The sequence below is a fragment of the Erwinia amylovora genome, assembly GCF_017161565.1.
Taxonomy (GTDB): domain Bacteria; phylum Pseudomonadota; class Gammaproteobacteria; order Enterobacterales; family Enterobacteriaceae; genus Erwinia; species Erwinia amylovora.
This window is the reverse complement of the sequence record NZ_CP066796.1, coordinates 395996-422617: the sequence shown is the minus strand read 5'-3', so window position 1 is coordinate 422617 and position 26622 is coordinate 395996. Positions and strand designations below refer to the sequence as shown.

At 54.0% G+C, this 26622-nt stretch carries 23 protein-coding genes, 2 tRNA genes and 1 pseudogene; 6 read left to right on the top strand and 20 right to left on the bottom strand.

Annotated elements, in window-relative coordinates:
* The first annotated feature begins 118 nt into the window (after positions 1-118).
* Positions 119-2199, top strand: a pseudogene (gene nrdD, locus JGC47_RS01985) (anaerobic ribonucleoside-triphosphate reductase).
* Positions 2196-2660 (top strand): anaerobic ribonucleoside-triphosphate reductase-activating protein, encoded by a 465-nt coding sequence (gene nrdG / locus JGC47_RS01980; protein ID WP_004155141.1) that lies wholly within the window; start codon positions 2196-2198, stop codon positions 2658-2660. Before nrdD ends, nrdG begins: the two are co-directional and overlap by 4 nt.
* Positions 2661-2673: 13 nt before the next feature.
* On the opposite strand, the gene JGC47_RS01975 is transcribed toward nrdG, so the two are convergent.
* A complete protein-coding gene (locus tag JGC47_RS01975) occupies positions 2674-3072 on the bottom strand; it encodes a DUF350 domain-containing protein (protein ID WP_004155140.1) in 399 nt (132 codons plus the stop codon).
* Positions 3073-3196: 124 nt separating this feature from the next.
* Here JGC47_RS01975 and JGC47_RS01970 point away from each other — a divergent pair, with 124 nt between their 5' ends.
* Entirely contained in the window at positions 3197-3562 is a 366-nt protein-coding gene (locus JGC47_RS01970; protein ID WP_024015140.1) for a GIY-YIG nuclease family protein, read from the top strand.
* Here JGC47_RS01970 and JGC47_RS01965 read toward each other — a convergent pair.
* The gene (locus JGC47_RS01965; protein WP_004155137.1) at positions 3487-3990 is read right to left on the bottom strand and encodes a GNAT family N-acetyltransferase; all 504 of its coding nucleotides are present in this window, start codon (positions 3988-3990) and stop codon (positions 3487-3489) included. The genes JGC47_RS01970 and JGC47_RS01965 overlap by 76 nt on opposite strands.
* A 456-nt stretch (positions 3991-4446) precedes the next feature.
* On the opposite strand from JGC47_RS01965, the gene JGC47_RS01960 reads away from it, so the two are divergent.
* Positions 4447-5454: a luciferase-like monooxygenase gene (locus JGC47_RS01960; RefSeq protein ID WP_004155136.1), complete on the top strand. Its 1008-nt coding sequence runs from the start codon at positions 4447-4449 to the stop codon at positions 5452-5454.
* A gap of 75 nt (positions 5455-5529) precedes the next feature.
* Here JGC47_RS01960 and JGC47_RS01955 read toward each other — a convergent pair whose 3' ends face one another.
* The 17 genes from JGC47_RS01955 to rlmE form a co-directional block, all read right to left on the bottom strand.
* On the bottom strand, positions 5530-7446 hold the full coding sequence (locus JGC47_RS01955; RefSeq protein ID WP_004155135.1) for a DEAD/DEAH family ATP-dependent RNA helicase: 1917 nt from the start codon (positions 7444-7446) through the stop codon (positions 5530-5532).
* On the bottom strand, positions 7439-7513 hold the full coding sequence (gene yrbN, locus JGC47_RS17920) for a protein YrbN (protein WP_223386119.1): 75 nt from the start codon (positions 7511-7513) through the stop codon (positions 7439-7441). Before yrbN ends, JGC47_RS01955 begins: the two co-directional genes overlap by 8 nt.
* A gap of 109 nt (positions 7514-7622) precedes the next feature.
* The gene (gene nlpI, locus JGC47_RS01945; RefSeq protein WP_004155134.1) at positions 7623-8507 is read right to left on the bottom strand and encodes a lipoprotein NlpI; all 885 of its coding nucleotides are present in this window, start codon (positions 8505-8507) and stop codon (positions 7623-7625) included.
* Between the two features lie 132 nt (positions 8508-8639).
* A complete protein-coding gene (pnp, locus tag JGC47_RS01940; protein ID WP_004155133.1) occupies positions 8640-10772 on the bottom strand; it encodes a polyribonucleotide nucleotidyltransferase in 2133 nt (710 codons plus the stop codon).
* A 303-nt stretch (positions 10773-11075) separates the two neighbouring features.
* Complete coding sequence (rpsO, locus tag JGC47_RS01935) at positions 11076-11345, bottom strand: 30S ribosomal protein S15 (protein WP_004155132.1); 270 nt, start codon at positions 11343-11345, stop codon at positions 11076-11078.
* Between the two features lie 107 nt (positions 11346-11452).
* Positions 11453-12397 (bottom strand): tRNA pseudouridine(55) synthase TruB, encoded by a 945-nt coding sequence (gene truB, locus JGC47_RS01930; protein ID WP_004155130.1) that lies wholly within the window; start codon positions 12395-12397, stop codon positions 11453-11455.
* Positions 12397-12810 (bottom strand): 30S ribosome-binding factor RbfA, encoded by a 414-nt coding sequence (gene rbfA / locus JGC47_RS01925; protein ID WP_004155129.1) that lies wholly within the window; start codon positions 12808-12810, stop codon positions 12397-12399. The genes truB and rbfA overlap by 1 nt, the downstream gene beginning before the upstream one ends.
* 180 nt (positions 12811-12990) lie before the next feature.
* On the bottom strand, positions 12991-15681 hold the full coding sequence (gene infB, locus JGC47_RS01920; RefSeq protein WP_004155128.1) for a translation initiation factor IF-2: 2691 nt from the start codon (positions 15679-15681) through the stop codon (positions 12991-12993).
* A gap of 24 nt (positions 15682-15705) precedes the next feature.
* Positions 15706-17211, bottom strand: coding sequence for a transcription termination factor NusA (gene nusA / locus JGC47_RS01915; RefSeq protein ID WP_004155127.1), 1506 nt, complete (start codon positions 17209-17211; stop codon positions 15706-15708).
* A gap of 24 nt (positions 17212-17235) precedes the next feature.
* A complete protein-coding gene (rimP, locus tag JGC47_RS01910) occupies positions 17236-17688 on the bottom strand; it encodes a ribosome maturation factor RimP (RefSeq protein ID WP_004155126.1) in 453 nt (150 codons plus the stop codon).
* 211 nt (positions 17689-17899) lie between these two features.
* Positions 17900-17976: transfer RNA gene (locus JGC47_RS01905), tRNA-Met, on the bottom strand.
* A 48-nt stretch (positions 17977-18024) separates the two neighbouring features.
* Positions 18025-18111, bottom strand: a tRNA-Leu gene (locus JGC47_RS01900).
* A gap of 48 nt (positions 18112-18159) precedes the next feature.
* Positions 18160-18492: a preprotein translocase subunit SecG gene (secG, locus tag JGC47_RS01895; RefSeq protein WP_004155125.1), complete on the bottom strand. Its 333-nt coding sequence runs from the start codon at positions 18490-18492 to the stop codon at positions 18160-18162.
* A 308-nt stretch (positions 18493-18800) separates the two neighbouring features.
* Positions 18801-20135, bottom strand: a complete 1335-nt coding sequence (gene glmM, locus JGC47_RS01890) for a phosphoglucosamine mutase (RefSeq protein WP_004155123.1) — start codon at positions 20133-20135, stop codon at positions 18801-18803.
* A 4-nt stretch (positions 20136-20139) separates the two neighbouring features.
* On the bottom strand, positions 20140-20976 hold the full coding sequence (gene folP, locus JGC47_RS01885; protein WP_004155122.1) for a dihydropteroate synthase: 837 nt from the start codon (positions 20974-20976) through the stop codon (positions 20140-20142).
* A gap of 84 nt (positions 20977-21060) precedes the next feature.
* Positions 21061-22995, bottom strand: coding sequence for an ATP-dependent zinc metalloprotease FtsH (gene ftsH / locus JGC47_RS01880; protein ID WP_004163899.1), 1935 nt, complete (start codon positions 22993-22995; stop codon positions 21061-21063).
* Between the two features lie 114 nt (positions 22996-23109).
* Entirely contained in the window at positions 23110-23739 is a 630-nt protein-coding gene (rlmE, locus tag JGC47_RS01875) for a 23S rRNA (uridine(2552)-2'-O)-methyltransferase RlmE (RefSeq protein ID WP_004155118.1), read from the bottom strand.
* 127 nt (positions 23740-23866) lie between these two features.
* On the opposite strand from rlmE, the gene yhbY reads away from it, so the two are divergent.
* Positions 23867-24160 carry a ribosome assembly RNA-binding protein YhbY gene (gene yhbY, locus JGC47_RS01870; protein ID WP_004155116.1) on the top strand — a complete coding sequence of 98 codons (294 nt, stop codon included), beginning with the start codon at positions 23867-23869 and terminating at the stop codon, positions 24158-24160.
* A 296-nt stretch (positions 24161-24456) separates the two neighbouring features.
* Here the strand turns inward: yhbY and greA are convergent, their stop codons facing one another.
* Positions 24457-24939, bottom strand: coding sequence for a transcription elongation factor GreA (gene greA, locus JGC47_RS01865; RefSeq protein ID WP_004155114.1), 483 nt, complete (start codon positions 24937-24939; stop codon positions 24457-24459).
* A gap of 249 nt (positions 24940-25188) precedes the next feature.
* Here greA and dacB point away from each other — a divergent pair, with 249 nt between their 5' ends.
* A complete protein-coding gene (dacB, locus tag JGC47_RS01860; protein ID WP_004155111.1) occupies positions 25189-26622 on the top strand; it encodes a serine-type D-Ala-D-Ala carboxypeptidase in 1434 nt (477 codons plus the stop codon).

Below are 26622 nucleotides of genomic sequence, written 5' to 3'. Positions count from 1 at the left end.
ATATATAGATATTAATTTGACCGCAAGGACTATATGTAGTTGAACCAACGGGAGAGTCACAGTGGCAAATCAGGTAATTAAGCGCGATGGCTGTCAGGTCGCATTCGATCAGGCACGTATCGAAGCCGCCATACGCGCTGCGGCAAAAGCGGCAAAAATTGATGATGATGATTACTGTGCCAACGCCGCCAGCCGGGTAAGTGCCTTACTGAGCGCTCGTCAGAGGGTCGAAATTGCCGACGTACAGCAGGCGGTGGAGAACCTGCTGATGTCCGGGCGCTATCCACAACTGGCGCGCCGTTACATGGAATATCGCCACGACCGCGATGTGGCACGAGAGCGCCAGGGACGGTTGAATCGTGAGATCCGTGGTCTGATTGAACAGAGCCAGCCCGCGCTGTTAAATGAAAATGCAAACAAAGATAGCAAGGTTATCCCCACCCAGCGCGATCTGTTAGCCGGAATTGTCGCCAGACACTATGCATGCCAGCATTTGCTACTCGCGATGTGGTTAATGCCCATGAACGCGGCGAGATCCACTATCACGATCTTGACTACGCGCCGTTCTTCCCGATGTTTAACTGCATGTTGATCGACCTGCACGGCATGCTGACCCGGGGTTTCAATATGGGCAATGCCGGCATTGAAACGCCGAAATCGATCGCTACTGCCACCGCCGTTACCGCACAGATTATTGCACAGGTCGCCAGCCATATTTACGGCGGCACTACCATTAATCGCATTGATGAAGTGCTGGCACCGTTTGTTGACGCCAGCCTGGCAAGGCATCGCGCCATTGCTCATCAATGGCAGATTGCCGAAAGCGAAGCCTACGCCCGCTCACGCACCGGGAAGGAGTGCTTTGATGCCTTTCAGTCGCTGGAGTATGAGGTTAATACGCTGCATACCGCCAACGGCCAGACACCGTTTGTCACCTTCGGTTTTGGCCTTGGCACCAGCTGGGCGGCACGCCTTATTCAGCAGTCGATTCTGCGTAACCGCATTGCCGGGCTGGGTAAAAATCATAAAACTGCGGTTTTCCCCAAACTGGTATTTGCCATTAAAACCGGGCTTAACCGCCATCCGGGCGATCCCAACTACGATATCAAGCAGCTGGCGCTGGAATGCGCCAGCAAACGTATGTATCCCGACATCCTTAACTACGAACAGGTCGTCGCGGTGACCGGGTCGTTTAAAACGCCGATGGGCTGCCGCAGTTTCCTTGGCGTTTACGAAGAAGACGGAAAGCCAGTTCACGACGGTCGCTGTAATATCGGCGTTATTACCCTCAACCTGCCGCGTATTGCGCTGGAAGCGCACGGGGATGAAGACCGTTTCCGGGCGCTGCTCGACCAGCGCCTGCTGCTGGCCAAAACAGCGCTGATGACGCGGATCGCCCGGTTGGAAAAGGTAAAAGCCCGTGTGGCACCGATCCTGTATATGGAGGGCGCCTGTGGCGTTCGCCTGCAGGCCGATGAGCCTGTCGCAGCTATCTTTAAATACGGCCGCGCGTCCATCTCGCTGGGCTATATCGGCATTCACGAAACGCTGAATGCCCTGAGCGGCGGCAGCGTGCATCCTTACGATGATGCGCAGCTGCGCGCCAAAGGTGTGGCAATCGTTGCCCGTCTGCGCGCCGCCGTTGACCAGTGGAAACAGGAGACCGGCTACGGCTTCAGCCTGTACGGCACGCCAAGTGAAAGCCTGTGCGATCGCTTTTGCCGCCTTGATGCCGCCAGGTTCGGCGTGGTGCCGGGGGTGACCGATAAAGGTTATTACACCAACAGCTTCCATCTTGACGTAGAGAAAAAGGTGGATCCGTACGACAAAATCGATTTTGAGGCCGCATACCCCCCATTGGCTAACGGCGGCTTTATTTGCTACGGCGAATATCCCAACATGCAGCACAACCTTAAAGCGCTGGAAGACGTGTGGGATTACAGCTACAGCCGGGTGCCTTATTACGGCACGAATACCCCGATAGACCAATGCTACCAATGCGGCTTCCACGGTGAGTTCACCTGCACCAGTAAAGGCTTCACCTGCCCGAACTGCGCTAACCATGACAGTAGCCGCCTTTCGGTTACTCGTCGGGTATGTGGTTATCTCGGCAGCCCCGATGCACGGCCGTTTAACGCCGGCAAGCAGGAAGAGGTTAAACGCCGGGTGAAACATCTGCGTAAAGGCCGGGCTGGATGAATATTCATCAGTACTATGCGGTGGATGTGATGAACGGCCCCGGCACGCGCTGTACGCTGTTTGTTGCGGGCTGCGCGCATCGCTGTCGTGGCTGCTACAACCAAAGTACCTGGCGAGTGGACTCCGGAACGCCGTTCAGCCTGCAAATGGAGGAGCGGCTGATTGCAGATCTCAACGATACGCGCATTATCCGCCAGGGGCTATCGTTATCCGGCGGCGACCCACTGCATCCGGCCAATCTGGCCGATGTTCGACGCCTGCTGAGCCGGGTAAGGCGCGAATGCCAGAATAAGGATATCTGGATGTGGACCGGCTACCGCCTGCAGGAGCTAAGCGTCAGCCAGCTGCGCGTTATCGACCTGGTCAACGTGCTGATAGACGGGGAATTTATTAAGGCGCTCAAAGACCCGTCGCTGCTGTGGCGCGGCAGCAGCAACCAGGTTATCCACCAGCTGCGTTAAGCCGGTCCCGTGGTCAGTAAGTCATACAGGCTGCGTTCAGGATGCCGACCCCAAGCGAGACGGCAGCGAGGAATAATCCGGCGGCGCGCTGGTTTTGCTCAATGCGTAAACTGATATCGCGAATAAACAGACGAACGACGGTGAAAACCAGCAGCTGTATGACCAACGCTACTGCGCCCCAAAGCAGGTAATCAAGCAAATTGACGGAGTTAGCTGCTACGCTTGCCAGGGGGACAATGTAACCCAGCAATGCACCGATAAAACCGTACGTCGCGGCCAGATTATTTTCCTTAATCAAACGCCATTCGTTATGCGGTGTTATGCGCATATAGATAAACAAAAACACCAGCACCATCGCGCAGCTGATAAAAAAATAGCTGGCAAAAGCGAGTAAAAGTTGCAGAGTGGCCATCATTCATCCTTAATCAGTGTGTTGTGGTCAGGCAGTGCGGCATAAGCGCCGGATGCGCGGTTTTGTAGCCTGATTGCCTGACTTTAGGTTACAGTACCAGGATTGTCATTTCGCGGAGTAACCTATGTGTCCTGCTGCCCCTGCCGAATGGCATTTGTACATTGTGCGCACCGCTGGCGGCGTGCTTTACACCGGGATCACCCTTGACGTGGCGCGCCGCTTCGCCCAGCACCAACGTGGTAAAGGTGCCAAAGCGCTGCGCGGCAAAGGGCCACTGGAGCTGGTTTTTCATTGCGCGGCGGGCGACCGTTCGCTGGCCTCAAAATTGGAATATTGCGTCAAACAGCTTAAAAGACAGCAAAAGCTGCAGCTGGCTGAACAGCAGCCTTTATCGCTCATTCAGTGGCTTAGCGATCAAAGTCGATTAAACGGTGCTGAGTATTCGATATTGCCCGCTATGCCCTTGAAAGCATCGTCCGCCAGTTTATAAACCTGGAAAACCTGTTGCGTACCTTCTAAGTGGCAGCGCAGCTGGCAATCCGCCGCAGTTTTAAAACCACACCGCCCATAGTAGGCCGGATCGCCCAGTACAACCACGGCGGCATAGCCGAACTCATTTAACGTATCCAGCCCTTCGTAAATCAGCCGCGATCCGATCCCCTGCTTACGTACGCTCTCATCGACAACCAGCGGTGCTAATCCAACCCATTGCTGATCCTCACCGTTGAGTGTAACCGGGCTGAACGCCGCATAGCCAAGAACCTGACCTTCATCATCGGTGGCCACCACGCCAAGGGTTAATAACCCGTCTTCACGAAGTTGCTTTACAAGTTCAGCCTCGGCGGATGTTGGGAAACTACGGCGCAGCAGGGCGTCAATGCTGGCAGCATCAATGCCAATCTCGGTACGAATTAACATGCTATACCTGCGCGATCCACTATGGAATTCGCGTCCTTTTCATTCAGGCTTCAGTAATATCAGCCGGTTGCATAAGCCCGACGCGCAACAGCATCGGCACCGATTCAAATTCTGTTGTGGCGGCCAGCAGGATAACGCTGCCGATGGCAGACGGCTGGCAACGCCGGGTGGGCGAAAGTTAATCGCTTTTACCTGTAATCGACCGCTTATCAACAGGCGATCGAAGCATCAGTGCATTTACGGCATATAGCCAATCAGACGATATCTTTAAAAATAGTTCCTGACTGCAGGAATGTAATTTTTGTTGATCGGCGTGTCTTGTCGTTTAACCACTTTTAGTCATGGTTAGTTAATTTTTGCATAGTGCTCGAAACGGACAATCATTGCGCGAAAGGATGTCGTAGCCTTTCACACCACACGCACCTCAGTTATGCCCTTTAGAATAAGTGAGCCATTATGTCTGAGAGAAAACCCGTAGCGCTTTCGCTGCTTGACCTTGCGCCTGTTCCGCTGGGCGCGACGGCCAGTGACGCATTCCGTACTTCGCTGGCGCTGGCGCAGCAGGCTGAGAAACTTGGTTACCATCGCTACTGGCTGGCCGAGCATCACAATATGACGGGCATTGCCAGCGCAGCGACCTCCGTGCTGATCGGCTATCTGGCTGCCAATACGCAAAGCCTGCGGCTGGGTTCCGGTGGGATTATGTTGCCTAATCACGCACCGCTGGTGATCGCCGAACAGTTCGGTACTCTGGAATCGCTCTTTCCCGGCCGTATCGATCTGGGGCTTGGCCGCGCGCCAGGCTCCGACCAGCAAACTATGATGGCGCTGCGCCGATCGGGCAACGCACAGGGGGATAACTTTCCCGCAGATGTTGCTCAGTTGATCAACTGGTTTGACGCAGCGGATGAGGGCAACCTGCCGGTGCAACCCGTGCCGGGTAAGGGATTATCTGTTCCGGTCTGGCTACTTGGTTCCAGTTTATACAGCGCACAGCTGGCGGCACAGATGGGGCTGCCGTTCGCCTTCGCCTCGCACTTTGCCCCGGAGATGCTGTTGCAGGCGCTGCGTGTGTACCGCGAAAAATTCAAGCCATCAACACGGTTGGAGAAACCCCGAGCCATCGTGTGCGTCAACGTTGTGGCTGCCGACAGCGAGCGTGAAGCGCGTTTCCTGTTTACCTCAATGCAGCAACAGTTTATCAACCTGCGTCGCGGCAGGCCGGGGCCGTTACCCGCACCGGTATCCAGCATGGATAATTTGTGGTCAGCTGCTGAACAATATGGCGTGCAACAGGCGTTGAGCATGTCGATTGTGGGCAACAAGGTGAAAGTGCGCGACGGGCTGGCAGCGCTGATGCGGGAAACCGCGGCGGATGAGATTATGGTTAACGGCCAAATCTTCGACACAACGGCGCGCCTTTCTTCCTTTGAGCTGGCGATGCAGGCACGCAACATGCTCTGATCCCAGCCGGTTTGCCCCCGGACTGCGGCCATAAAAAAACCAGCCCGGGGGCTGGTTTTTTTTGGCTGTCAGTGATTACGCATCACGACGACGCGCTGGGGCGCTGCCACCTTCATCGCGGCGTGGGCCACGGTTGCCCGCTGGACGGCGCTCACCACCGCGTTCGCTGCTGAAACGACGGCCGCCGCCTTCACCAGCGCGCCCGCCTTCGCGACCTGCGCCAGCACCGAAACCGCCACGTGCAGGACCACCAGGACGACGCTCACCACCACCGATGTTGCTGCGTGGCTGTGCATCACCAATCAGCTGCATATTCATCGGTTTGTTGAGGATGCGCGTGCGGGTAAAGTGTTGCAGCACATCGCCCGGCATGCCTTTTGGCAGCTCGATAGTTGAGTGCGTGCCAAACAGCTTGATGTTGCCGATGTAACGGCTGCTGATATCGCCTTCGTTAGCGATAGCGCCAACGATGTGACGAACTTCAACGCCATCATCCCGACCCACTTCAATGCGGTAGACTTCCATATCGCCCACGTCACGGCGTTCACGACGTGGACGGTCGCCCTCGCGTGCTTCACCACGCGCTTCGCGCGGGCCACGGTCCGGACGGTCACCGCGACGATCGTCACGACGGTCATCACGATCGCGGAATTCGCGACGCGGACGCTGTGGCGCATCAGCGGGGACAATCAGTGGACGTTCGCCCTGAGCCATTTTCAGCAACGCTGCGGCCAGAGTTTCAATGTCCAGCTCGTCTTCCGGCTGCATTTTGGACAGCAGCGCACGGTACTGTTCCAGATCGCTGCTTTCCAGCTGCTGCTGAACTTTCGCGGCAAACTTCGCCAGGCGACGCTGACCCAGCAATTCTGCGTTTGGCAGCTCCACTTCAGGAATAGTCAACTTCATGGTGCGTTCAATGTTACGCAGCAGGCGACGCTCGCGGTTCTCAACGAACAGCAGAGCGCGGCCAGCACGACCCGCACGACCGGTACGACCGATGCGGTGCACGTAAGATTCTGCGTCCATTGGAATGTCGTAGTTAACGACCAGGCTGATACGCTCAACGTCCAGCCCACGGGCGGCAACGTCGGTGGCGATCAGAATATCCAGACGGCCATCTTTCAAACGTTCCAGCGTCTGCTCACGCAGTGCCTGGTTCATGTCACCGTTGAGCGCGGCGCTGTTGTAACCGTTGCGCTCAAGCGCTTCGGCGACTTCCAGCGTGGCATTTTTGGTACGCACGAAAATAATCGCTGCATCAAAGTCTTCAGCTTCAAGGAAGCGGGTTAGCGCATCAGTCTTACGGCCGTAGGCTGTCCAGTAGCTCTGGCTGATGTCAGGGCGCGTGGTCATGCTTGACTGGATACGCACTTCCTGCGGATCCTTCATAAAGCGTTTGGTAATACGGCGAATCGCCTCTGGCATCGTGGCAGAGAACAACGCGGTCTGATGACCGTCTGGGATCTGCGCCATAATCGTTTCAACGTCTTCGATGAAGCCCATACGCAGCATTTCATCGGCTTCATCCAGCACCAGGCCGCGCAGATTAGACAGGTCCAACGTGCCGCGTTTCAGGTGGTCGAGCAGACGACCAGGTGTGCCGACAACAACCTGTGGCCCCTGGCGCAGAGCGCGCAGCTGCACGTCGTAACGTTGGCCACCGTAAAGGGCAACAACGTTGAGACCGCGCATATGTTTAGAGAATTCAGTGACAGCTTCTGCTACCTGAACCGCCAGTTCGCGGGTAGGTGCCAGCACCAGGATCTGTGGTGCTTTCACCGTAGGATCGATGTTATGTAAAAGTGGCAGCGAAAATGCAGCTGTTTTGCCACTCCCGGTCTGCGCCATACCTAACACGTCACGACCTGCCAGCAGGTGAGGAATACATTCAGCCTGGATGGGAGATGGCTTTACGTAGCCCATGCCGTTCAGTGATTCAAGGAGGTCGGCGTTCAGGCCAAGGTCAGCGAAAGTAGTTTGGATATCAGTCATGTAGTACAAGTGCCTCGTAGATTGCGGCGGCCAGTCTACATAACTCGTCGTGAAAATTTTCAGTCATTTTCATCAAAAAGTGTGAACCGGCTCAAATTAGTGGTTTCGACGAACAAAAGGGCCCTCATCCGCCAAGATGATGACTTTTCGAAATTCGGGCAATAAAAGTTCGTCAGCTATTGCTGGTCAGATTCTGATAAATCGTCTTGTGTCTGGCCGAGTAGCGCCAGCTCCAACAATGCATATCGATGCTCAACAAAGTTGTGAACGTTGTTGGCGACCGTCAGCTTGAACAACGCTTCTGCGTTGTCCTTCTCCCCCAGACTTAGGTAATACTTACCTAAATAGAAGTTGGTTTCACTGAGATGTTCAGCGAGCGAGGTGTTATCCGTTGCGTCCGCCTGGAGCCGTTCGTTCAGCGTTTTTTCGCTGATGTTGCCCAGGTAGAACTCGACAATATTCCATCCCCATTGCTCCTTAACCGCTTTATTGTAACGCTGCTTCAGCGATACTTTAGCCTGCTCTGCATTGATCTCACGTTCGGTGAGATACAGCCACAGGCTGCGGAAGGGATCGTTAGGATCGTCTTGATAAAACGCCAGCAGATCATCTTGCGCCAGTTTAAATCTTCCGCCGTAGTAAAGGGCGATACCACGATTTAAACGCGCATAATTGTAAGTTGGATCAAGCTCAAGTACAGAATCAAACGCTTCATAGGCAGCATCAAAATTGCCTGCCTGCGTTAAATATATGCCTAAGTAATTGAATACTTCAGGCATATCTGGTCTGACAGACAGCGCTTGTGAAAAATCATTTCGCGCCAGTGCTCTCAAACCGAGACTATCATACAACACTCCGCGCTCATATAACAGCTGTGCGCGTTCATCATCGGTTAAAGACCGACTGGCAAGTATTTGTTCCATGCGAGCAAGAATGACCTCCTGTTGCAGCGTAGGCTGCAAAGGAACGGCCAAAACTTCGTTCTTACGCCACTCGGTGTTGCTACATCCTGCCAACGATAAAGCCGTCGCAACGAGACACCAGCGCAAAAATGGCTTCATGTACCACTCCCGAAAACAAACATTGGGAATAACATCCTGTTACCCGCTTGCCATCGACAAGGCCGTCCCGCCCTCGCGTTCAAAAAATTCTCCGCACCCACAAGCAAGGTACGGAGAATTCATCATGACTGCTTATTGAGCTTCTGGTGCTGCAGGAGCGGCTTCTGCTTCAGGTTGAGCCTGTTCGCCAGCTTCTTTGATGCTCAGGCGTACGCGGCCCTGACGGTCAACTTCCAGTACTTTTACCGGAACCTCCTGGCCCATCTGCAAATAGTCTGTCACTTTTTCTACACGCTTGTCGGCGATCTGAGAAATATGTACCAAACCTTCTTTACCGCCGCCGATGGCCACAAAGGCACCGAAATCAACGATGCGCGTCACTTTACCGTTGTAAATACGCCCCACTTCGATCTCTGCGGTGATCTCTTCGATACGACGAATCGCAAATTTCGCTTTGTCACCGTCGGTAGCGGCGATTTTCACCGTGCCATCGTCTTCGATTTCGATGGTGGTGCCAGTTTCTTCCGTCAACGCACGGATAACGGAGCCACCTTTGCCGATCACGTCTTTGATTTTATCAACGCTGATCTTGATGGTGTGAATACGTGGAGCAAACTGAGAAATGTCGCCACGCGGACCGCTGATAGCCTGCTCCATGACGCTCAGAATGTGCAAACGCGCACCCTTCGCCTGGTTCAGAGCCACCTGCATGATTTCGCGGGTAATCCCTTCAATTTTGATGTCCATCTGCAGCGCGGTGATGCCTTCACGGCTACCGGCGACTTTGAAGTCCATGTCGCCCAGATGATCTTCGTCACCCAAGATGTCGGACAGCACCACAAAGTTGTTGTCGTCTTTCACCAGGCCCATCGCAATACCGGCTACAGCGGCCTTGATTGGCACGCCAGCATCCATCAGCGCCAGAGAAGCACCACAAACAGACGCCATAGAAGAGGAGCCGTTTGATTCAGTGATTTCAGACACCACGCGAACGGTATACGGGAATGCCTCGCCTTTTGGCATCACCGCCAGCACACCACGCTTCGCCAGACGACCGTGACCAATTTCACGACGCTTGGGCGAACCGACCATACCCGTTTCACCGACGGAGTAAGGAGGGAAGTTGTAGTGGAACAGGAAGTTGTCAGTACGCTCGCCCATCAGCTCGTCGAGGTTCTGCGCATCACGGGCAGTACCCAGCGTGGCGGTAACCAGCGCCTGAGTTTCACCACGGGTGAACAGCGCGGAGCCATGCGTACGCGGCAGCACGCCGGTGCGTACGTCAAGGCCACGGATCATGTCTTTTTCACGGCCGTCGATACGCGGTTCGCCACGCAGAATGCGGCTGCGTACCACGTCTTTTTCCAGCGCGTGCAGCAGATCGCTGATCTCACCGGCGTCCAGCGTGTCGTCTTCCGCCAGCAGCGCAGCAGTGGTTTCAGATTTGATGACGTCAACCTGAGCGTAACGCTCCTGTTTTTCGGTAATGCGGTAAGCATCGCTCAGGCGCGACTCGGCCTGCGCAGCGATACGTGAGCGCAATGCTTCGTTAACCGCTTCTGGCTGCCAGTCCCAACGCGGTTTGCCCGCTTCAGCGACCAGCGCATTGATGTTGTCGATGACGATCTGTTGCTGGTCGTGGCCGAATACCACTGCACCCAGCATCTGCTCTTCGCTGAGCAGCTCGGCTTCAGATTCAACCATCAGTACTGCGCCTTGGGTACCGGCAACCACCAGGTCCAGCTTGCTCTCTTTCAGCTCATCGCTGGTTGGGTTAAGCACGTACTGATCGTTCAGGTAACCGACGCGTGCCGCACCGATAGGACCGTTAAACGGCAGGCCAGAAAGCGCCAGCGCAGCAGAAGCACCGATCATCGCGACGATGTCCGGGTTAACCTGAGGGTTAACGGAGACCACGGTGGCAATCACCTGCACTTCATTGACAAACCCTTCAGGGAACAGTGGACGGATTGGGCGGTCAATCAGGCGCGAAGTCAGCGTTTCGCCTTCGCTTGGGCGGCCTTCACGGCGGAAGAAGCTGCCCGGAATACGGCCAGCAGCGTAGGTACGCTCCTGATAGTTCACGGTCAGAGGGAAGAAGTCCTGACCTGGTTTGGATTTTTTCTGACCTACCACGGTGACGAAAACAGCAGTGTCATCCATGCTGACCATAACGGCTGCCGTTGCCTGGCGAGCCATCATTCCGGTTTCAAGAGTGACGGTGTGCTGGCCATACTGGAATTTTTTTACGATCGGGTTCAGCAAAGTTAGTTCCTTAACATCAGGGCGGGTAATTGTTACCGGCCGTGGGTTTCAAATCTTCATTTTGCATCCTCGCGACTAATGACAACCCTAATCCCTGATGGGATAAAGCCTCTCATTAGCCGCGCGAACCTCTGCAACTGAAGATCACACTAAGCAACAATACAATAGTTTGCGTGTAATTGCTGCCGCCTGCTTGAAAAAAGGGGCCATTAAGGCCCCTTTCCAGCAAACTTGCACCAGACTGTCCGAATGCCCATCGCGTTGTCAGCAAAGCTGAAAACAGGGCGTGACAGTCTGTACGACTTAGCGACGCAGACCCAGACGCTCGATCAGGCTGGTATAGCGTGCAACGTCTTTACGCTTGAGGTAATCCAGCAGCTTACGACGCTGAGATACCATGCGCAGCAGGCCACGACGGCTGTGGTGGTCTTTTTTGTGCTCAGAGAAGTGACCCTGCAGATGATTAATCTGTGCGGTCAGCAGTGCAACCTGAACTTCTGTAGAACCACTGTCGTTAGCATCGCGACCGAAATCAGCAACGATTTTTGCTTTAGTTTCATTACTTAGAGACATGAGACAACTCCAAATTTTAAGATAAATGTACAGGCGCCGATCTCTAATTCAGCCACCCAATGTAAAGCCGCGCTATTCTACTCTTAGCCATGCGCGAGCGCAAATAGCTAGTCGGAATATTCTACAACCAGCCTGCGCGGTGCCACACGTCCATCGTCAGCAATTTCTGCCATACCGATAAACTTGCGCTGTTCACCTTCCGTGACGCGCACTAATCCACTTGCTGGCGCACCTGCCACCTGTACCGGCATGCCCTGCCTGAAGTAGGCCGCTACCGCGCCAATCAGGTTTACCACCGGATACTCAGATGCCGGACTGTCCATCGGCATCAGCAGCGGATCGAGCAGGTCAGCTGGCGACGTACCGGCCCGCAGCGCCTGTTCGGTCAGCGCATTCAGCTGATCCAGCGTGACCATCCTTGCAATCGGATAACGGGCCACCTGCAGTCGGCGTAATAAGGTGACATGCGCACCGCAGCCCAGCTTTTCACCAAGATCGTCGATGATGGTACGGATGTATGTCCCTTTCGAAACGTGAATCTCCAGTTCCAGCTCGTTACCTTCATGGCGAATAAACAGCAGTTCATACACCACGATGCTGCGCGATTCACGCGGCACCTCAATGCCTTCACGGGCGTATTCGTAAAGCTTTCGTCCCTGGTATTTGAGCGCCGAATACATTGACGGGATCTGCTGCGTTTCGCCGCGAAAACTGTCCAGCGCCTGTTGCAGAGCTTCAGCGCTGAATGTCACCGGCCGCTCACTGACCACCACGCCTTCTGCATCCGAGGTGTCGGTACGCTGCCCGAGGCGAGCAACCACCCGATAACGTTTGTCCGAGTCCAGCAGATACTGAGAAAACTTGGTCGCTTCCCCCAGACAGATGGGCAGCATGCCGGTCGCCAACGGATCCAGCGCGCCGGTATGACCGGCACGATTGGCGTTATACAGACGTTTTACTTTCTGCAGCGCATCGTTGGAGGAGAGGCCCTGAGGTTTATCCAGCAACAGCACGCCGTGAATATCGCGACCGCGACGACGAGGACGACTCATTACTCTGCTTTGCCTTCTTCCGGGTTTTCTTCTACCGGACCACGGCGCTCTTCGTCGTTCCTGACCACGTTAGTGACCAGGTTCGACATGCGCATCCCCTCTACCAGCGAATTATCGTAGAAGAAGGTCAGCTCGGGCACGATGCGCAAGCGCATTGCTTTACCAAGCAGGGTACGGATATAGCCAGATGCATCGCCCAGTGCGCGTAAGCCAGCTTTAATTGCCGCTTCGTCTTTGTCATTGAGGAAGGTGACAAACACTTTGGCATAGGCCAGATCACGTGACACATCGACACCGGAAACGGTTACCATCATGCCCAGACGCGGATCTTTGATCTCACGTTGCAGAATGATAGCGATCTCTTTTTGCAGCTCCTGAGAAACACGCTGCGGGCGACCAAATTCTTTCGCCATAATTATCATCTCCAAATAATTTGGGAGGCCAGAAGCCTCCCAAATAATATCCTACCTCTTTTGCGGCTTAGCGGCGTAACTGACTACTTTCACCCCGGTCACCTGCTGGATTAAGCGCCTGTGGAGCATTCGGTTGTCATCGTGCTGCAACGCAAAATCTGCGGGATATCTGTCAGATTATTAATCGATGGTACGCTGGATTTCGATAATTTCGAATACTTCGATCATATCGCCAACACGCACATCGTTGTAGTTCTTCACGCCGATACCACATTCCATACCGTTACGGACTTCGTTAACGTCATCTTTGAAGCGGCGCAGTGATTCCAGCTCGCCTTCGTAGATAACCACGTTGTCACGCAGTACGCGGATTGGGTTATGACGTTTAATGTTGCCTTCGGTCACCATACAACCGGCGATAGCACCAAATTTCGGTGATTTGAACACGTCACGTACCGCGGCCAGACCAATGATCTGCTGTTTGTACTCAGGTGCCAGCATGCCGCTCATCGCCGCTTTCACTTCGTCAATCAGATTATAGATGACGGAGTAGTAACGCAGATCCAGGCTTTCAGTATCAATCACGCGGCGCGCTGATGCATCGGCACGCACGTTGAAGCCAACCAGAATGGCGTTAGACGCAGCGGCCAGGGTGGCATCAGTTTCGGTGATACCGCCCACGCCAGATCCAACGATTTTCACTTTCACTTCATCAGTAGACAGCTTCATCAGTGAGTCAGAGATAGCTTCGACAGAACCCTGTACGTCAGCTTTCAGCACGATGTTCAGCTCAGAAACTTCGCCTTCGGTCATGTTAGCAAACATGTTCTCCAGCTTAGATTTCTGCTGACGCGCCAGCTTAACTTCACGGAATTTGCCCTGACGGTACAGCGCCACTTCACGCGCTTTCTTCTCGTCACGCACCACGGTGGCTTCATCACCCGCCGCCGGTACGCCGGACATGCCGAGGATCTCAACCGGGATAGATGGACCCGCAGTCAGTACTTCGCGGCCCAGCTCGTCACGCATTGCTCGTACGCGGCCATATTCGAAACCACACAGCACGATATCGCCTTTGTTCAGCGTACCTTCACGCACCAGCACGGTAGCCACCGGGCCACGGCCTTTATCCAGGAAGGATTCGATCACCACACCGCTTGCCATGCCCTGACGTACGGCGGTCAGTTCAAGAACTTCCGCCTGCAGCAGGATGGCATTCAGCAAGTCATCAATCCCGGTACCGGCTTTCGCAGAGACGTTGACGAACATGTTTTCACCGCCCCACTCTTCCGGAATGATGCCGTACTGGGTGAGTTCGTTTTTGACACGGTCCGGATCGGCTTCTGGCTTATCACATTTGTTTACCGCCACCACAACCGGCACTTTCGCCGCTTTCGCATGCTGGATGGCTTCGATAGTCTGTGGCATCACGCCGTCATCGGCAGCTACCACCAGAATAACGATGTCTGTCGCCTGAGCACCACGGGCGCGCATTGCGGTAAACGCAGCGTGTCCGGGGGTGTCCAGGAAGGTCACCATACCGTTGTCAGTTTCAACGTGGTAGGCACCGATGTGCTGCGTTATGCCGCCCGCTTCGCCAGAAGCGACTTTAGTTGAACGGATGTAGTCAAGCAGAGACGTTTTACCGTGATCAACGTGGCCCATGATGGTCACGACCGGCGCACGAGATTCCAGCATCGCGTCGGTATCACGATCGCTCATTACCGCTTCTTCCAGCTCGTTTTCACGGCGTAGCGTCACTTTGTGACCCATTTCTTCCGCTACCAGCTGGGCAGTTTCCTGGTCGATAACCTGATTGATGGTCGCCATAGCGCCCAGTTTCATCATAGCTTTGATGACCTGAGAGCCTTTAACGGCCATCTTGTTAGCCAGTTCAGCTACGCTGATGGTTTCACCGATGATAACGTCACGGTTAACCGCCTGAGCGGGTTTGTTAAAGCCCTGCTGCAGGGAGCTTGGCTTACGCTTGCCGCCCTTACCACCGCGAACCTGCGCACGCGCTTCTTCACGGTCAGTTTTGGCTTCGGAATGCTTATTGCCTTTCTTACGCACCGGGGCTTTAGCCGGACGTACAGCACGAGTGCGACGGTCGCCTTCGACCTGAGCATCGTTTTCATCTTCCGCTGCACGAGCGTGGGTTGACGTCGTCACATGGTAATCAGAGGTGTCTTCTACCTCTTTCACTACCGCCCACTCTTCGCCTTTCTCTTCCGCCATTTTACGCGCCTCTTCCGCAACACGCTTCGCTTCTTCTTCGATCTTGCGATGCGCTTCTTCTTCAGCTTTACGCTTCAGTTCAGCCGCTTCCGCTTCACGGCGGGCTTTATCGGACTGAGTGGCCCGGGTTGTTTCGTCGGTATGTTGATTGCTCACTTTATCTCTTTCCGCCGCTTCACGTTTGGCTTTATCAGCTGCCTCACGCTTGGCCTGCTCCTCGGCTTCACGCTTCGCTTTGTCTTGAGCTTCGCGCTGAGCTATTTCTTCAGCCTCGCGACGAGCCAGTTCTTCCGCTTCACGCTCTGCCTGCGCTTCTGCTTCTGCCTGTTCAGCATTAGCCGGATCGCCTTTTACATAAGTGCGTTTTTTGCGGACTTCGATTTGCACCGATTTACTTTTGCCCCCGGTGCCAGGAACATTCAGGGTGCTGCGCGTCTTGCGCTGCAGAGTCAGTTTACCCGATCCACCGCCATGGTCACGGTTGAGATGGGCAAGTAAAGTCTCTTTTTCATGCTGGGTTACAGAGTCGGTCTCAGACTTTTGGATCCCTGCATCAGCAAACTGCTGTACCAGGCGTTCTACCGGTGTCTGGATCTCTGTGGCCAGCGTTTTTACGGTTACATCTGTCGTCATGCTGTTCCTTCCTGCTACAGTTTATTACGCGTCGTCGCCGAACCAACAGATATTGCGTGCAGCCATAATCAGCTCACCAGCCCGCTCATTGCTCAGGCCATCAATATCTGACAGGTCGTCAACACCCTGCTCGGCAAGATCTTCCAACGTACACACACCTTTCGCTGCCAGCTTAAAGGCCAGCTCGCGCTCAAGGCCCTCCAGACTGAGTAAATCTTCAGCCGGTTGGGTGTCGCCGAGGCTCTCTTCCTTGGCCAGTGCCAGGGTGGTTAACGCATTTTTAGCCCGGTCGCGCAACGCTTCTACTGTCTCTTCATCCAGACCGTCAATTTCCAACAGCTCGTTGATCGGCACGTAAGCCAGCTCTTCCAGAGAAGAGAAGCCCTCTTCTACCAGCAAGGTAGCGAAGTCTTCATCAATATCGAGATGTTTGGTAAAGACGTCGATGGCAGCATGAGCTTCAGCCTGATGCTTAGCCTGCAGGTCGTCGACCGTCATCACGTTTAGATCCCAGCCACTAAGCTGCGAAGCCAGACGCACGTTTTGGCCATTACGGCCGATCGCCTGGGCCAGATTTCCAGCTTCCACAGCGATATCCATGGTGTGATTATCTTCATCCACCACGATAGAGGCAACATCCGCCGGGGCCATAGCGTTGATGACGAACTGCGCGGGATTGTCATCCCACAGCACGATATCAATACGCTCGCCACCCAGCTCACTGGATACCGCCTGAACACGCGCACCACGCATACCAACACAGGCGCCGACAGGATCGATACGCTTATCGTTGGTTTTCACGGCGATCTTAGCTCGGGAGCCAGGGTCGCGCGCAGCGGCTTTAATTTCAAGAACTTCTTCAGCAATTTCCGGTACTTCAATGCGGAACAGTTCGATCAGCATTTCCGGTTTGGAACGGCTAACGAACAGCTGCGCGCCACGCGCTTCAGGGCGCACGGCATACAGCACGCCACGGATGCGATCGCCCGGGCGGAAGTTTTCGCGCGGCAGCATGTCTTCACGAATGATCACCGCTTCGGCGTTAGTGTTAGAACCATCGTTTGGCCGCACTTCAAGCGAGATATTGTCGCGGTTAACTTTCTTCACCACGCCGGTGATGATTTCACCTTCCTGCTCGCGGAACTGATCGACGACCATCGCACGTTCGGCTTCGCGCACTTTCTGCACGATAACCTGCTTGGCAGTCTGGGTAGTGATGCGGTCGAAGGTGACAGATTCAATCTGGTCTTCAACAAACCCGCCCAGAGATAACGATTCATCTTCATAAAGCGCAGCTTCCAGCGTGATTTCGCGGGTAGGCTGGGTGACTTCGTCAACGATCAGCCAACGGCGGAAGGTATCAAAATCGCCACTTTTGCGATCGATACTGACGCGCACGTCAATTTCCTGCTCATATTTTTTCTTGGTGGCTGTGGCCAGCGCGCTCTCCAGCGCTTCGAAAATCTTCTCGCGCGGGAGGGACTTCTCATTTGAGACCGCTTCTACAACAGCTAAGATTTCTTTGTTCATCCTGGTATGCCTCAATCCGGACTTTTAAAAGTGGGGAACCAGGTTCGCCTTCTGGATGTTACTCAGTGCGAACACTTCGTCGTTACCCTCAACGGCAACAGTAATCATCTCGCCCTCTACAGACTTGATAATACCCTGCCATTTGCGACGGTTCTGAACCGCCATACGCAGCACCAGGCTCACTTCTTCGCCAGTAAAACGGTCATAATGTTCTGCGGTAAACATTGGCCGATCAAGGCCCGGCGAGGAGACTTCGAGGTTGTAGGCCACGGTAATCGGGTCTTCGACGTCCATTACCGCACTGACCTGGTGGCTCACATCAGCACAATCATCAACATTGATGCCATCTTCACTATCAATATAGATGCGCAAGGTGGATGTGCGGCCGCGTACAAACTCAATACCAACCAGTTCGTAGCCTAGCGCTTCTACCGGTGCTGAGATCAGCTCTGTTAATTTTTGCTCTAATGTGGACAATCCCACCCCCAAGACGTAAAAAAAGGGCCTATAGCCCAGTGATGCTGCTTCCTGATAACAAAAAACCCCGAAATATTCGGGGCTTATTGTGACTGGACCCTGTAAACCGCGAACAGCGGCTCGGCACAGTCCGAAAGAATTTTTTCCGAAATAAACTGCGGTGCGCCATGCTAAGCAGACAGCATATTTGAAAAAGAACTCTAAGGGAAAGTGGTTGCGGGGGCCGGATTTGAACCGACGACCTTCGGGTTATGAGCCCGACGAGCTACCAGGCTGCTCCACCCCGCGTCCGAATAATACGCATAACCTGCAAAATTCGCAAGCAAAACTTTGATTTGGTACCGAGGACGGGACTTGAACCCGTAAGCCCATGCGGGCACTACCACCTCAAGGTAGCGTGTCTACCAATTCCACCACCACGGCACTAAAGAGGCGACTTTTTTATTTCTGTCGCGTCGAAACGGTCACTGCTTACTGTGGAATATCGCTGCCCGGCGTTGCCGGTTTAGCAGGCTGAGTCTGTTGGGACTGTGCCGGCTGAGTCAGGTTTTCCCACTCGCTTCCTTTCTGGGTTTTGTTACTGTTAATGTTGCCCAGGATCAGACTGATAATGAAGAACAGGGTTGCCAGCACTGCAGTCATACGGGTCATGAAATTACCTGAACCGTTAGAACCGAACAGCGTACCGGAAGCGCCTGCACCAAATGATGCTCCCATATCAGCGCCTTTACCTTGCTGGAGCATGATCAGACCGACAAGGCCGATTGCCACAATAAGGAAAACTACTAAAAGAGCTTCGTACATAATCAACCTTGTTCCTTGCGCGTTTACCGCACATCAAAAGCTTCAAACCAGTCAGACAGATAGTTTATCACTACCCATCAGAAGCGGGTGTGAATACTAACCAAAGGGGGCCGCCCACGCAAGAGCAATTTCGTTCGCCACTGCCGATTGCGGAAAAAAACGGCAAAGAGCGGATTCTGTGCGTAAAAATGCGGTTTTAATCAGCGATGACTGCTGTGCCAGCAAATCTTCGAGCAGGACAACCAGCCTAAGCTGGTCATCCTCGCCAAAGACATTCAGCGATTTATGAGATCTCTCCGGCAGTCCCCTTAAACCGCTTTCACCGCATCTGCAATACGGTGGGCCAGAGCGCTTACCTGTGCTTCATTTTCGCCTTCCACCATCACGCGAATCAACGGTTCGGTACCTGATTTACGCAACAGTACGCGACCGCGCCCTTTTAGCTCGGTTTCTGCTTCAGCCGTCACCGCTTTAACCTTTGCATCCTCCAGCGGGTCATTAGCGCCACTGAAGCGGACGTTCACCAGTATTTGCGGCAGCAGTTTCATACCGCTGCATAAATCGTGCAGGCTCATATGATTGCGCACCATCGCAGTAAGCACTTGCAAACCTGCGACGATGCCGTCACCGGTGGTTGTTTTATCCAGCAGGATCACATGCCCGGAGTTTTCTGCTCCCAAGCGCCATCCTTTCTCTTTCAGCTTTTCAAGCACGTAGCGGTCGCCCACTTTGGCACGCGCAAAGGGAATACCTAATTGCTTGAGCGCCAGTTCCAGCCCCATATTGCTCATCAGCGTACCGACCACACCACCGCGCAATTCCCCCTGGCGCAGCCCTTCGCGAGCAATCAGATACAGGATTTGGTCACCGTCCACTTTATGGCCCATATGGTCAACCATCATTATGCGGTCGCCATCGCCATCGTAGGCCAGCCCGACATCGGCTTTTTCTGCCAGCACATGCTTCTGCAGCAGTTGCAGGTCAGTGGCACCACATCCCTTATTGATGTTCATACCATCGGGCTGATCGCCAATAGCAATTACCGTGGCGCCCAGCTCGCGCAGTACATTGGGGGCAATGTGGTAGGTTGCGCCGTTGGCACAGTCCACCACGATTTTTAACCCGTTAAGGCTCAACTGACTGGGGAAAGTCCCTTTGCAGAACTCAATGTAACGTCCGGCGGCATCAACAATGCGACTGGCACGGCCCAGGGCGGCAGATTCGACACAGGTAATCGGTTTTTCCATTTCAGCTTCAATCGCTGCTTCCACCTCATCAGGCAGCTTGGTGCCCTCGGTCGAGAAAAACTTGATTCCGTTATCGTCAAACGGGTTGTGCGAAGCGGAAATTACAATTCCGGCTTCAGCGCGGAATGTACGGGTCAGATACGCCACCGCCGGCGTTGGCATTGGCCCGGTAAATGCCGCAGACAGCCCGGCTGCCGCCAGCCCCGCTTCAAGCGCGGATTCGAGCATATAGCCGGAAATGCGCGTATCTTTACCAATGATGACCTGCTTTGAACCATGCCGCGCCAGGACTTTACCCGCAGCAAAACCCAGCTTGAGCACGAAATCCGGAGTGATGGGAGATTCACCCACTTTGCCGCGGATACCGTCTGTACCAAAATATTTACGTTCGCTCATAACATTATTTTTCCCTTGCGGACTGTGTGGCTTCGACAACGCGCATCGCCTCTACGGTTTCTTTGACGTCGTGTACGCGCAGAATATGGGCGCCCTGCATCGCGGCAATCACCGCGCAGGCGAGGCTACCGGTCAATCTTTGCGATGGCCCCACGTTCAGTAGCTGACCAATCATACTTTTACGCGACATACCGACCAGCAGCGGCAGGCCAAAATGATGTAAATCGGCCAGATGCGCCAGCAGTTGATAGTTGTGGGAGAGATTCTTACCGAAACCAAAACCCGGGTCGAGCAGCAACTGCGATTTTTTGATCCCAGCCGCTTCGCAGCGGGCAATATTCTCGACAAAAAAAGCCTCAACATCGTGCAGAACGTTCTGATACCGTGGCGACTGCTGCATGGTTTTTGGTTCGCCCTGCATATGCATCAGGCACACCGGCAAACCCGTTTGCGCAGCAGCGGCCAGCGCGCCAGGTTGATGTAGTGAGCGTACATCGTTGATGATGTGTGCCCCTGCCCGTGCAGCTTCGTGGATCACCTCTGGCTTGGAAGTATCGACCGAGATCCATACTTCAAAACGTTGAGCGATGGCTTCCACCACCGGGATAACGCGATCCAGCTCCTGCTCCGTGCTGACCTCTGCGGCACCGGGACGGGTGGACTCTCCGCCGACATCGATAATCGTTGCGCCGGCGTTAATCATCTCGTTTGCGTGGGTTAGTGCATGAATTAATTCGTTATGCTTGCCGCCATCAGAAAAAGAGTCGGGAGTGACATTCAAAATCCCCATCACATGGGGATGAGAGAGATCGAGCACGGCATCTCTGGCGAACAGCTTCATAACAAATCGTCTCCGTATATGGGATATAAAAAAACCCCGGACATGGCCGGGGTTGATTACGACAACAGGTTACCGCGTGAGCAATTACTTGTCGCCTAACTGCTCTGACATGGTATTACCCGGGTTTGGCGTGTTCGGTTCATCAACCGGGCGCGGTGCCTGTGGCGTACCATTACCGTCAGAATTGTTAGTGCTGCCCGGATCCTCCCAGCCAGCTGGCGGGCGCACTTCACGGCGTGCCATCAGGTCATCGATCTGCGGTGCATCAATGGTTTCATACTTCATCAATGCGTCTTTCATCGCATGAAGGATGTCCATATTTTCGCCGAGGATCTGACGAGCCCGCTTGTAGTTGATCTCCACCAGGGATTTCACTTCCTGATCGATGATACGTGCTGTTTCATCAGACATATGCTTGGCTTTCGCCACCGAACGACCGAGGAACACCTCGCCCTCTTCTTCTGCATACAGCAACGGACCGAGTTTTTCTGAGAACCCCCACTGCGTAACCATGTTACGGGCAATCGACGTAGCGACCTTGATGTCGTTCGACGCGCCGGTAGAAACATGTTCAACGCCGTAAATAATCTCTTCCGCCAGGCGGCCACCATACAGGGTAGAAATCTGGCTTTCCAGTTTCTGACGGCTGGCGCTGATCGCATCGCCTTCAGGCAGAAAGAAAGTGACACCCAGTGCGCGCCCACGCGGAATAATCGTCACTTTGTGCACCGGGTCATGTTCCGGCACCAGACGGCCGATAATGGCATGGCCGGCTTCGTGATAGGCGGTAGACTCTTTTTGCGCTTCGGTCATCACCATGGAGCGACGTTCCGCGCCCATCATAATTTTGTCTTTGGCTTTTTCAAATTCCACCATCGACACCACACGCTTGTTACCACGGGCGGCGAAGAGCGCAGCTTCATTAACCAGGTTAGCCAGGTCGGCACCTGAAAAGCCTGGCGTACCGCGGGCGATGATTGCCGCATCGATATCGGTAGACAGCGGTACACGGCGCATATGCACTTTAAGGATCTGCTCACGACCACGGACATCTGGCAGGCCAACTACAACCTGGCGGTCAAAGCGGCCCGGACGCAATAACGCCGGATCCAGAACGTCTGGACGGTTAGTCGCGGCAATAACGATGATGCCTTCGTTACCTTCGAAGCCGTCCATTTCTACCAGCATCTGGTTCAGGGTCTGCTCACGTTCATCGTGACCACCGCCTAAACCGGCCCCACGCTGGCGGCCCACCGCATCGATCTCATCAATGAAGATGATGCATGGCGCCGCTTTCTTGGCCTGTTCAAACATGTCACGAACGCGGGAAGCCCCCACACCAACAAACATTTCAACAAAGTCGGAACCGGAGATGGTAAAGAAGGGGACTTTGGCTTCACCGGCAATGGCTTTTGCCAGCAGCGTTTTACCGGTACCCGGAGGACCAACCATCAGTACGCCTTTCGGAATTTTGCCGCCAAGCTTCTGGAAACGACTTGGCTCACGCAGGTATTCCACCAGCTCGCTAACTTCATCTTTCGCTTCGTCACATCCGGCAACGTCAGCAAAAGTGGTCTTAATCTGATCTTCTGTCAGCATACGGGCCTTGCTCTTGCCGAAGGACATCGCGCCCTTCCCGCCGCCGCCCTGCATCTGACGCATAAAGAAGATCCATACACCGATCAGTAGCAGCATTGGGAACCATGAGATGAAGATCGATGCCAACAGGCTCGGCTCTTCTGGTGGTTCGCCTACTACTTTCACATTTTTAGTCAACAGGTTATCGAGTAACTTGGGATCGTTAACAGGAATGTAGGTGGTGTATCGATTACTGTCTTTTTTGGTTACGTTAATCTCACGCCCGTTAATACGTGCCTCGCGGACCTGATCCTGGTTCACTTCCGACAAGAAGGTTGAATAATCAACCCTACGGCCATTCGACTCGCTGGGCCCAAAACTCTGGAAAACAGACATCAGCACAACTGCGATGACTAACCAGAGAATCAGGTTTTTCGCCATGTCACTCAAGGGATTAACCTCATATTACAACGGTGTTAACAGACAGCGTAGGGTACTATATATCCTTCACACTTGGAATCGCTGCGATGTTGACAGCCATTACAGTCATTCTGGTTATAGTTTGCGCCCTGTCGCTACAATATACACTTCACGCGAACGAGAGCGTGAAGCGTCCGGCTTACGAATTTTCACTTTGGTAAACAGGGAGCGAATTTCCCGCAGGTATTCTTCAAAGCCATCTCCCTGAAATACCTTCACTAAAAAGCTGCCGCCCGGTGCCAGAACGTCACGGCACATCTCTAACGCCAGCTCACACAAATACATCGATCGGGGAATATCCACCGCAGGTGTACCGGTCATGTTAGGTGCCATGTCAGACATCACCACCTGAACTTTGGTGTCCCCTACGTGTTCCAACAGCGCTTTCAGCACCAGTTCATCACGGAAATCGCCCTGTAGGAAATCGACGCCAACGATAGGATCCATTGGCAGAATATCACAGGCGATGACGCGACCTTTTGACCCAATCTGCGTGACCACGTATTGCGACCAGCCGCCGGGAGCCGCGCCGAGGTCGACCACGGTCATCCCATGTTTGAACAGCTTATCGCCTTGCTGTATTTCATCCAGTTTAAACCAGGCGCGCGAACGCAGCCCTTTTTTCTGTGCCTGAAGCACATATTTATCGCTAAAGTGTTCCTGTAGCCAGCGGCTGGAACTGGCCGAACGCTTTTTACCAGTCATACAATTTCCAACTATGATTCAACGTAGCGATAAATAAACCGCGCAAATCAGCGCTGCCGATTTGGTGATACACCAGAGATGGCGGTAGAATGACCCGTTTTCAATCCCAATGTAAGTAAAATATACGATGAATCTGAGTACCAAACAAAAACAGCACCTGAAAGGTCTGGCCCATCCGCTGAAGCCCGTTGTTATGCTGGGCAACAATGGTTTGACCGAAGGGGTGCTGGCCGAGATCGAACAAGCACTGGAGCACCATGAACTTATCAAGGTGAAAATCGCCACAGAAGACCGTGAGACGAAAGCCCTGATCGTTGAAGCTATCGTGCGCGAAACGCGTGCAGTTAACGTGCAGGTTATCGGCAAAACGCTGGTGCTGTACCGTCCAACGAAGGAACGCAAAATCGCCATTCCGCGCTGAGGTAAGAGTGCGGCGGTCGCCGCCCACTTCCTGCCATGCTCAGATCTGGAGAAAGTGCCACGCTCCTGACTTTGATAAAAGGCCGCGCAGCGGCCTTTTTCTTTTCTTTACAAAACCACTCTTCTGGCCTGGACAGTCTGAGTTGCCGAAAAGCGGCAATCGTTCTTATCTCCACAAGCTTACACAAGTATATGATTCGGGTGAACAACTGATCTGCCCGCCGTGAATTTGCACCGCGTGCGCAGCTCACTCACATGCCACGCAAAGGCGACAAGCAGTGTGGATAGTCGCGAAAATCAGAGATATTCCACTTTTATGATTTCGTATTCCACATCGCCGCCGGGGGTTTTAATCACGGTAACATCGTCTGCCAATTTGCCCACCAGGCCTCGCGCCATCGGCGAGTTCACTGAAATCAAATTTTGCTTAAAGTCCGCTTCGTCGTCGCCCACGATGCGGTAAGTAGACTCTTCGTCAGTTTCAACGTTCAGTACGGTTACGGTCGCACCGAAAATCACCCGGCCATTAGCGTTACCGGCCATTTTGGTAACATCAATTACCTGAGCGTTTGACAGTTTCGCTTCAATTTCCTGAATACGCCCTTCGCAGAAACCCTGTTCTTCGCGCGCAGCATGATATTCCGCGTTTTCTTTCAGGTCACCATGCTCACGCGCTTCAGCAATTGAGGCAATAATTCTGGGCCGTTTGACGGTTTTCAGCTCTTCCAGCTCTTCGCGCAGCTTGTCCGCGCCCCTTAACGTCATCGGAATCTGATTCATCTCAATACCTCGTAAAATCTGTCCTGTTCATCGTGTCGTCGTCCTGACGGCTAGTTTGCAGAAAAGGCGTTCTGCGGCGTCTGTTACTGATTTAAAACGAAAGAAACCTGACCCGGAGCAGGCTCCAGGTCAGGATCATTTTTGCAATTTGATACGTATTTTACCCCAGAGTTCCACAGGGGTCATCGTTTACTTTCCACCATGATGCACCGTAGTATGGCAGCATCACCTGTCAGTTAACGCGAGATTATGCGATTTTCACGAATTGTTACCGGCATTACCTGCGCATTTATGCTGCAAGTGCAGGCTGCGCCCGTCGAAGAGTACAGCGAATATTTACCCGACGGCGCAAATCTGGCGCTGATGGTACAGAAAATTGGTGCGGCAACGCCATCGATTGACTATCACAGCCAGCAGATGGCGCTGCCGGCAAGCACCATGAAGGTTATTACCGCCCTGGCTGCCCTGTTGCAACTCGGTCCGGATTATCGTTTCCATACCCAGCTGGAAAGCAAAGGCAGCCTGAGTGGTAATACGCTGCACGGCGACCTGGTGGCTCGCTTTGGCGGTGACCCGACTTTAACGCGCCAGGATCTGCGCAATATGGTCTACGCCCTGAAAAAACAGGGCGTGCAGCATGTTGAAGGTAATCTGGTGATTGATACTTCGGTCTTCGCCAGCCACGACAAAGCCCCTGGCTGGCCGTGGAACGACATGACCCAGTGCTTCAGCGCACCGCCGGCTGCCGCCATTGTCGACCGTAATTGCTTCTCGGTATCGTTATACAGCGCGTCGGTTCCGGGCGATAAAGCCTTTATCCGCGTGGCGTCTTACTATCCGGTAAACATGTTCAGTGAAGTGCGCACGCTGGCTAAAGGCTCGCCCGATGCTCAGTACTGCGAGCTGGACGTGGTGCCCGGTGAGTTGAACCGTTTCACGCTGACAGGCTGCCTGTCACAGCGTGCCGAACCGCTGCCGCTGGCCTTTGCCATTCAGGATGGTGCCAGCTATGCAGGCGCGCTGCTGAAAGCCGAGCTACAAAATGCCGGAATTGATTACAGCGGCCATCTGGTCCGCCAGACGCTGCTGACCCAGCCGGCCACGGTACTGGCTGAAACCCGGTCGGCTCCACTGCATGACCTGTTGAAGATCATGTTAAAGAAGTCCGATAATATGATCGCCGATACCGTATTCCGCACCATAGGCCGCGAGCGTTTTGGCGTGCCGGGTACCTGGCGAGCGGGTTCAGATGCCGTGCGTCAGATCCTTCGTCAGAAAGCAAATATCGACCTGGGTAACAGTATTCAGGTGGATGGATCGGGGCTGTCACGCCACGATTTAATCACCCCGGCAACCATGATGCAGGTGCTACAGTACATTGCGCAAAATGACAGCCAGCTGGACTACATTTCAATGCTGCCGCTGGCCGGTCATGATGGCACGTTACTCTATCGTGGCGGCCTGCATGAGGCGGGCGTTGACGGCAAGGTTTCAGCCAAAACCGGTTCTCTGCAGGGAGTCTATAATCTGGCAGGCTTCATGACCACCGCCAGTGGGCAACGCGTTGCTTTCGTACAGTTCCTTTCAGGCTATGCCGTTCCGCCGCAGGACCAGCGTCAGCGCCGTGTCCCCCTGGTGCGCTTCGAAAGTCGCCTGTATAAGGACGTTTACCGGAATAACTAA

Coding starts and splice junctions, on each gene's coding strand:
- nrdG (WP_004155141.1), top strand. CDS start 2,196: ATGAATATTCATCAGTACTATGCGGTGGATGTGATGAACGGCCCCGGC.
- JGC47_RS01975 (WP_004155140.1), bottom strand. CDS start 3,072: ATGGCCACTCTGCAACTTTTACTCGCTTTTGCCAGCTATTTTTTTATC.
- JGC47_RS01970 (WP_024015140.1), top strand. CDS start 3,197: ATGTGTCCTGCTGCCCCTGCCGAATGGCATTTGTACATTGTGCGCACC.
- JGC47_RS01965 (WP_004155137.1), bottom strand. CDS start 3,990: ATGTTAATTCGTACCGAGATTGGCATTGATGCTGCCAGCATTGACGCC.
- JGC47_RS01960 (WP_004155136.1), top strand. CDS start 4,447: ATGTCTGAGAGAAAACCCGTAGCGCTTTCGCTGCTTGACCTTGCGCCT.
- JGC47_RS01955 (WP_004155135.1), bottom strand. CDS start 7,446: ATGACTGATATCCAAACTACTTTCGCTGACCTTGGCCTGAACGCCGAC.
- nlpI (WP_004155134.1), bottom strand. CDS start 8,507: ATGAAGCCATTTTTGCGCTGGTGTCTCGTTGCGACGGCTTTATCGTTG.
- rpsO (WP_004155132.1), bottom strand. CDS start 11,345: ATGTCTCTAAGTAATGAAACTAAAGCAAAAATCGTTGCTGATTTCGGT.
- truB (WP_004155130.1), bottom strand. CDS start 12,397: ATGAGTCGTCCTCGTCGTCGCGGTCGCGATATTCACGGCGTGCTGTTG.
- rbfA (WP_004155129.1), bottom strand. CDS start 12,810: ATGGCGAAAGAATTTGGTCGCCCGCAGCGTGTTTCTCAGGAGCTGCAA.
- infB (WP_004155128.1), bottom strand. CDS start 15,681: ATGACGACAGATGTAACCGTAAAAACGCTGGCCACAGAGATCCAGACA.
- nusA (WP_004155127.1), bottom strand. CDS start 17,211: ATGAACAAAGAAATCTTAGCTGTTGTAGAAGCGGTCTCAAATGAGAAG.
- secG (WP_004155125.1), bottom strand. CDS start 18,492: ATGTACGAAGCTCTTTTAGTAGTTTTCCTTATTGTGGCAATCGGCCTT.
- glmM (WP_004155123.1), bottom strand. CDS start 20,135: ATGAGCGAACGTAAATATTTTGGTACAGACGGTATCCGCGGCAAAGTG.
- folP (WP_004155122.1), bottom strand. CDS start 20,976: ATGAAGCTGTTCGCCAGAGATGCCGTGCTCGATCTCTCTCATCCCCAT.
- ftsH (WP_004163899.1), bottom strand. CDS start 22,995: ATGGCGAAAAACCTGATTCTCTGGTTAGTCATCGCAGTTGTGCTGATG.
- rlmE (WP_004155118.1), bottom strand. CDS start 23,739: ATGACTGGTAAAAAGCGTTCGGCCAGTTCCAGCCGCTGGCTACAGGAA.
- yhbY (WP_004155116.1), top strand. CDS start 23,867: ATGAATCTGAGTACCAAACAAAAACAGCACCTGAAAGGTCTGGCCCAT.
- greA (WP_004155114.1), bottom strand. CDS start 24,939: ATGAATCAGATTCCGATGACGTTAAGGGGCGCGGACAAGCTGCGCGAA.
- dacB (WP_004155111.1), top strand. CDS start 25,189: ATGCGATTTTCACGAATTGTTACCGGCATTACCTGCGCATTTATGCTG.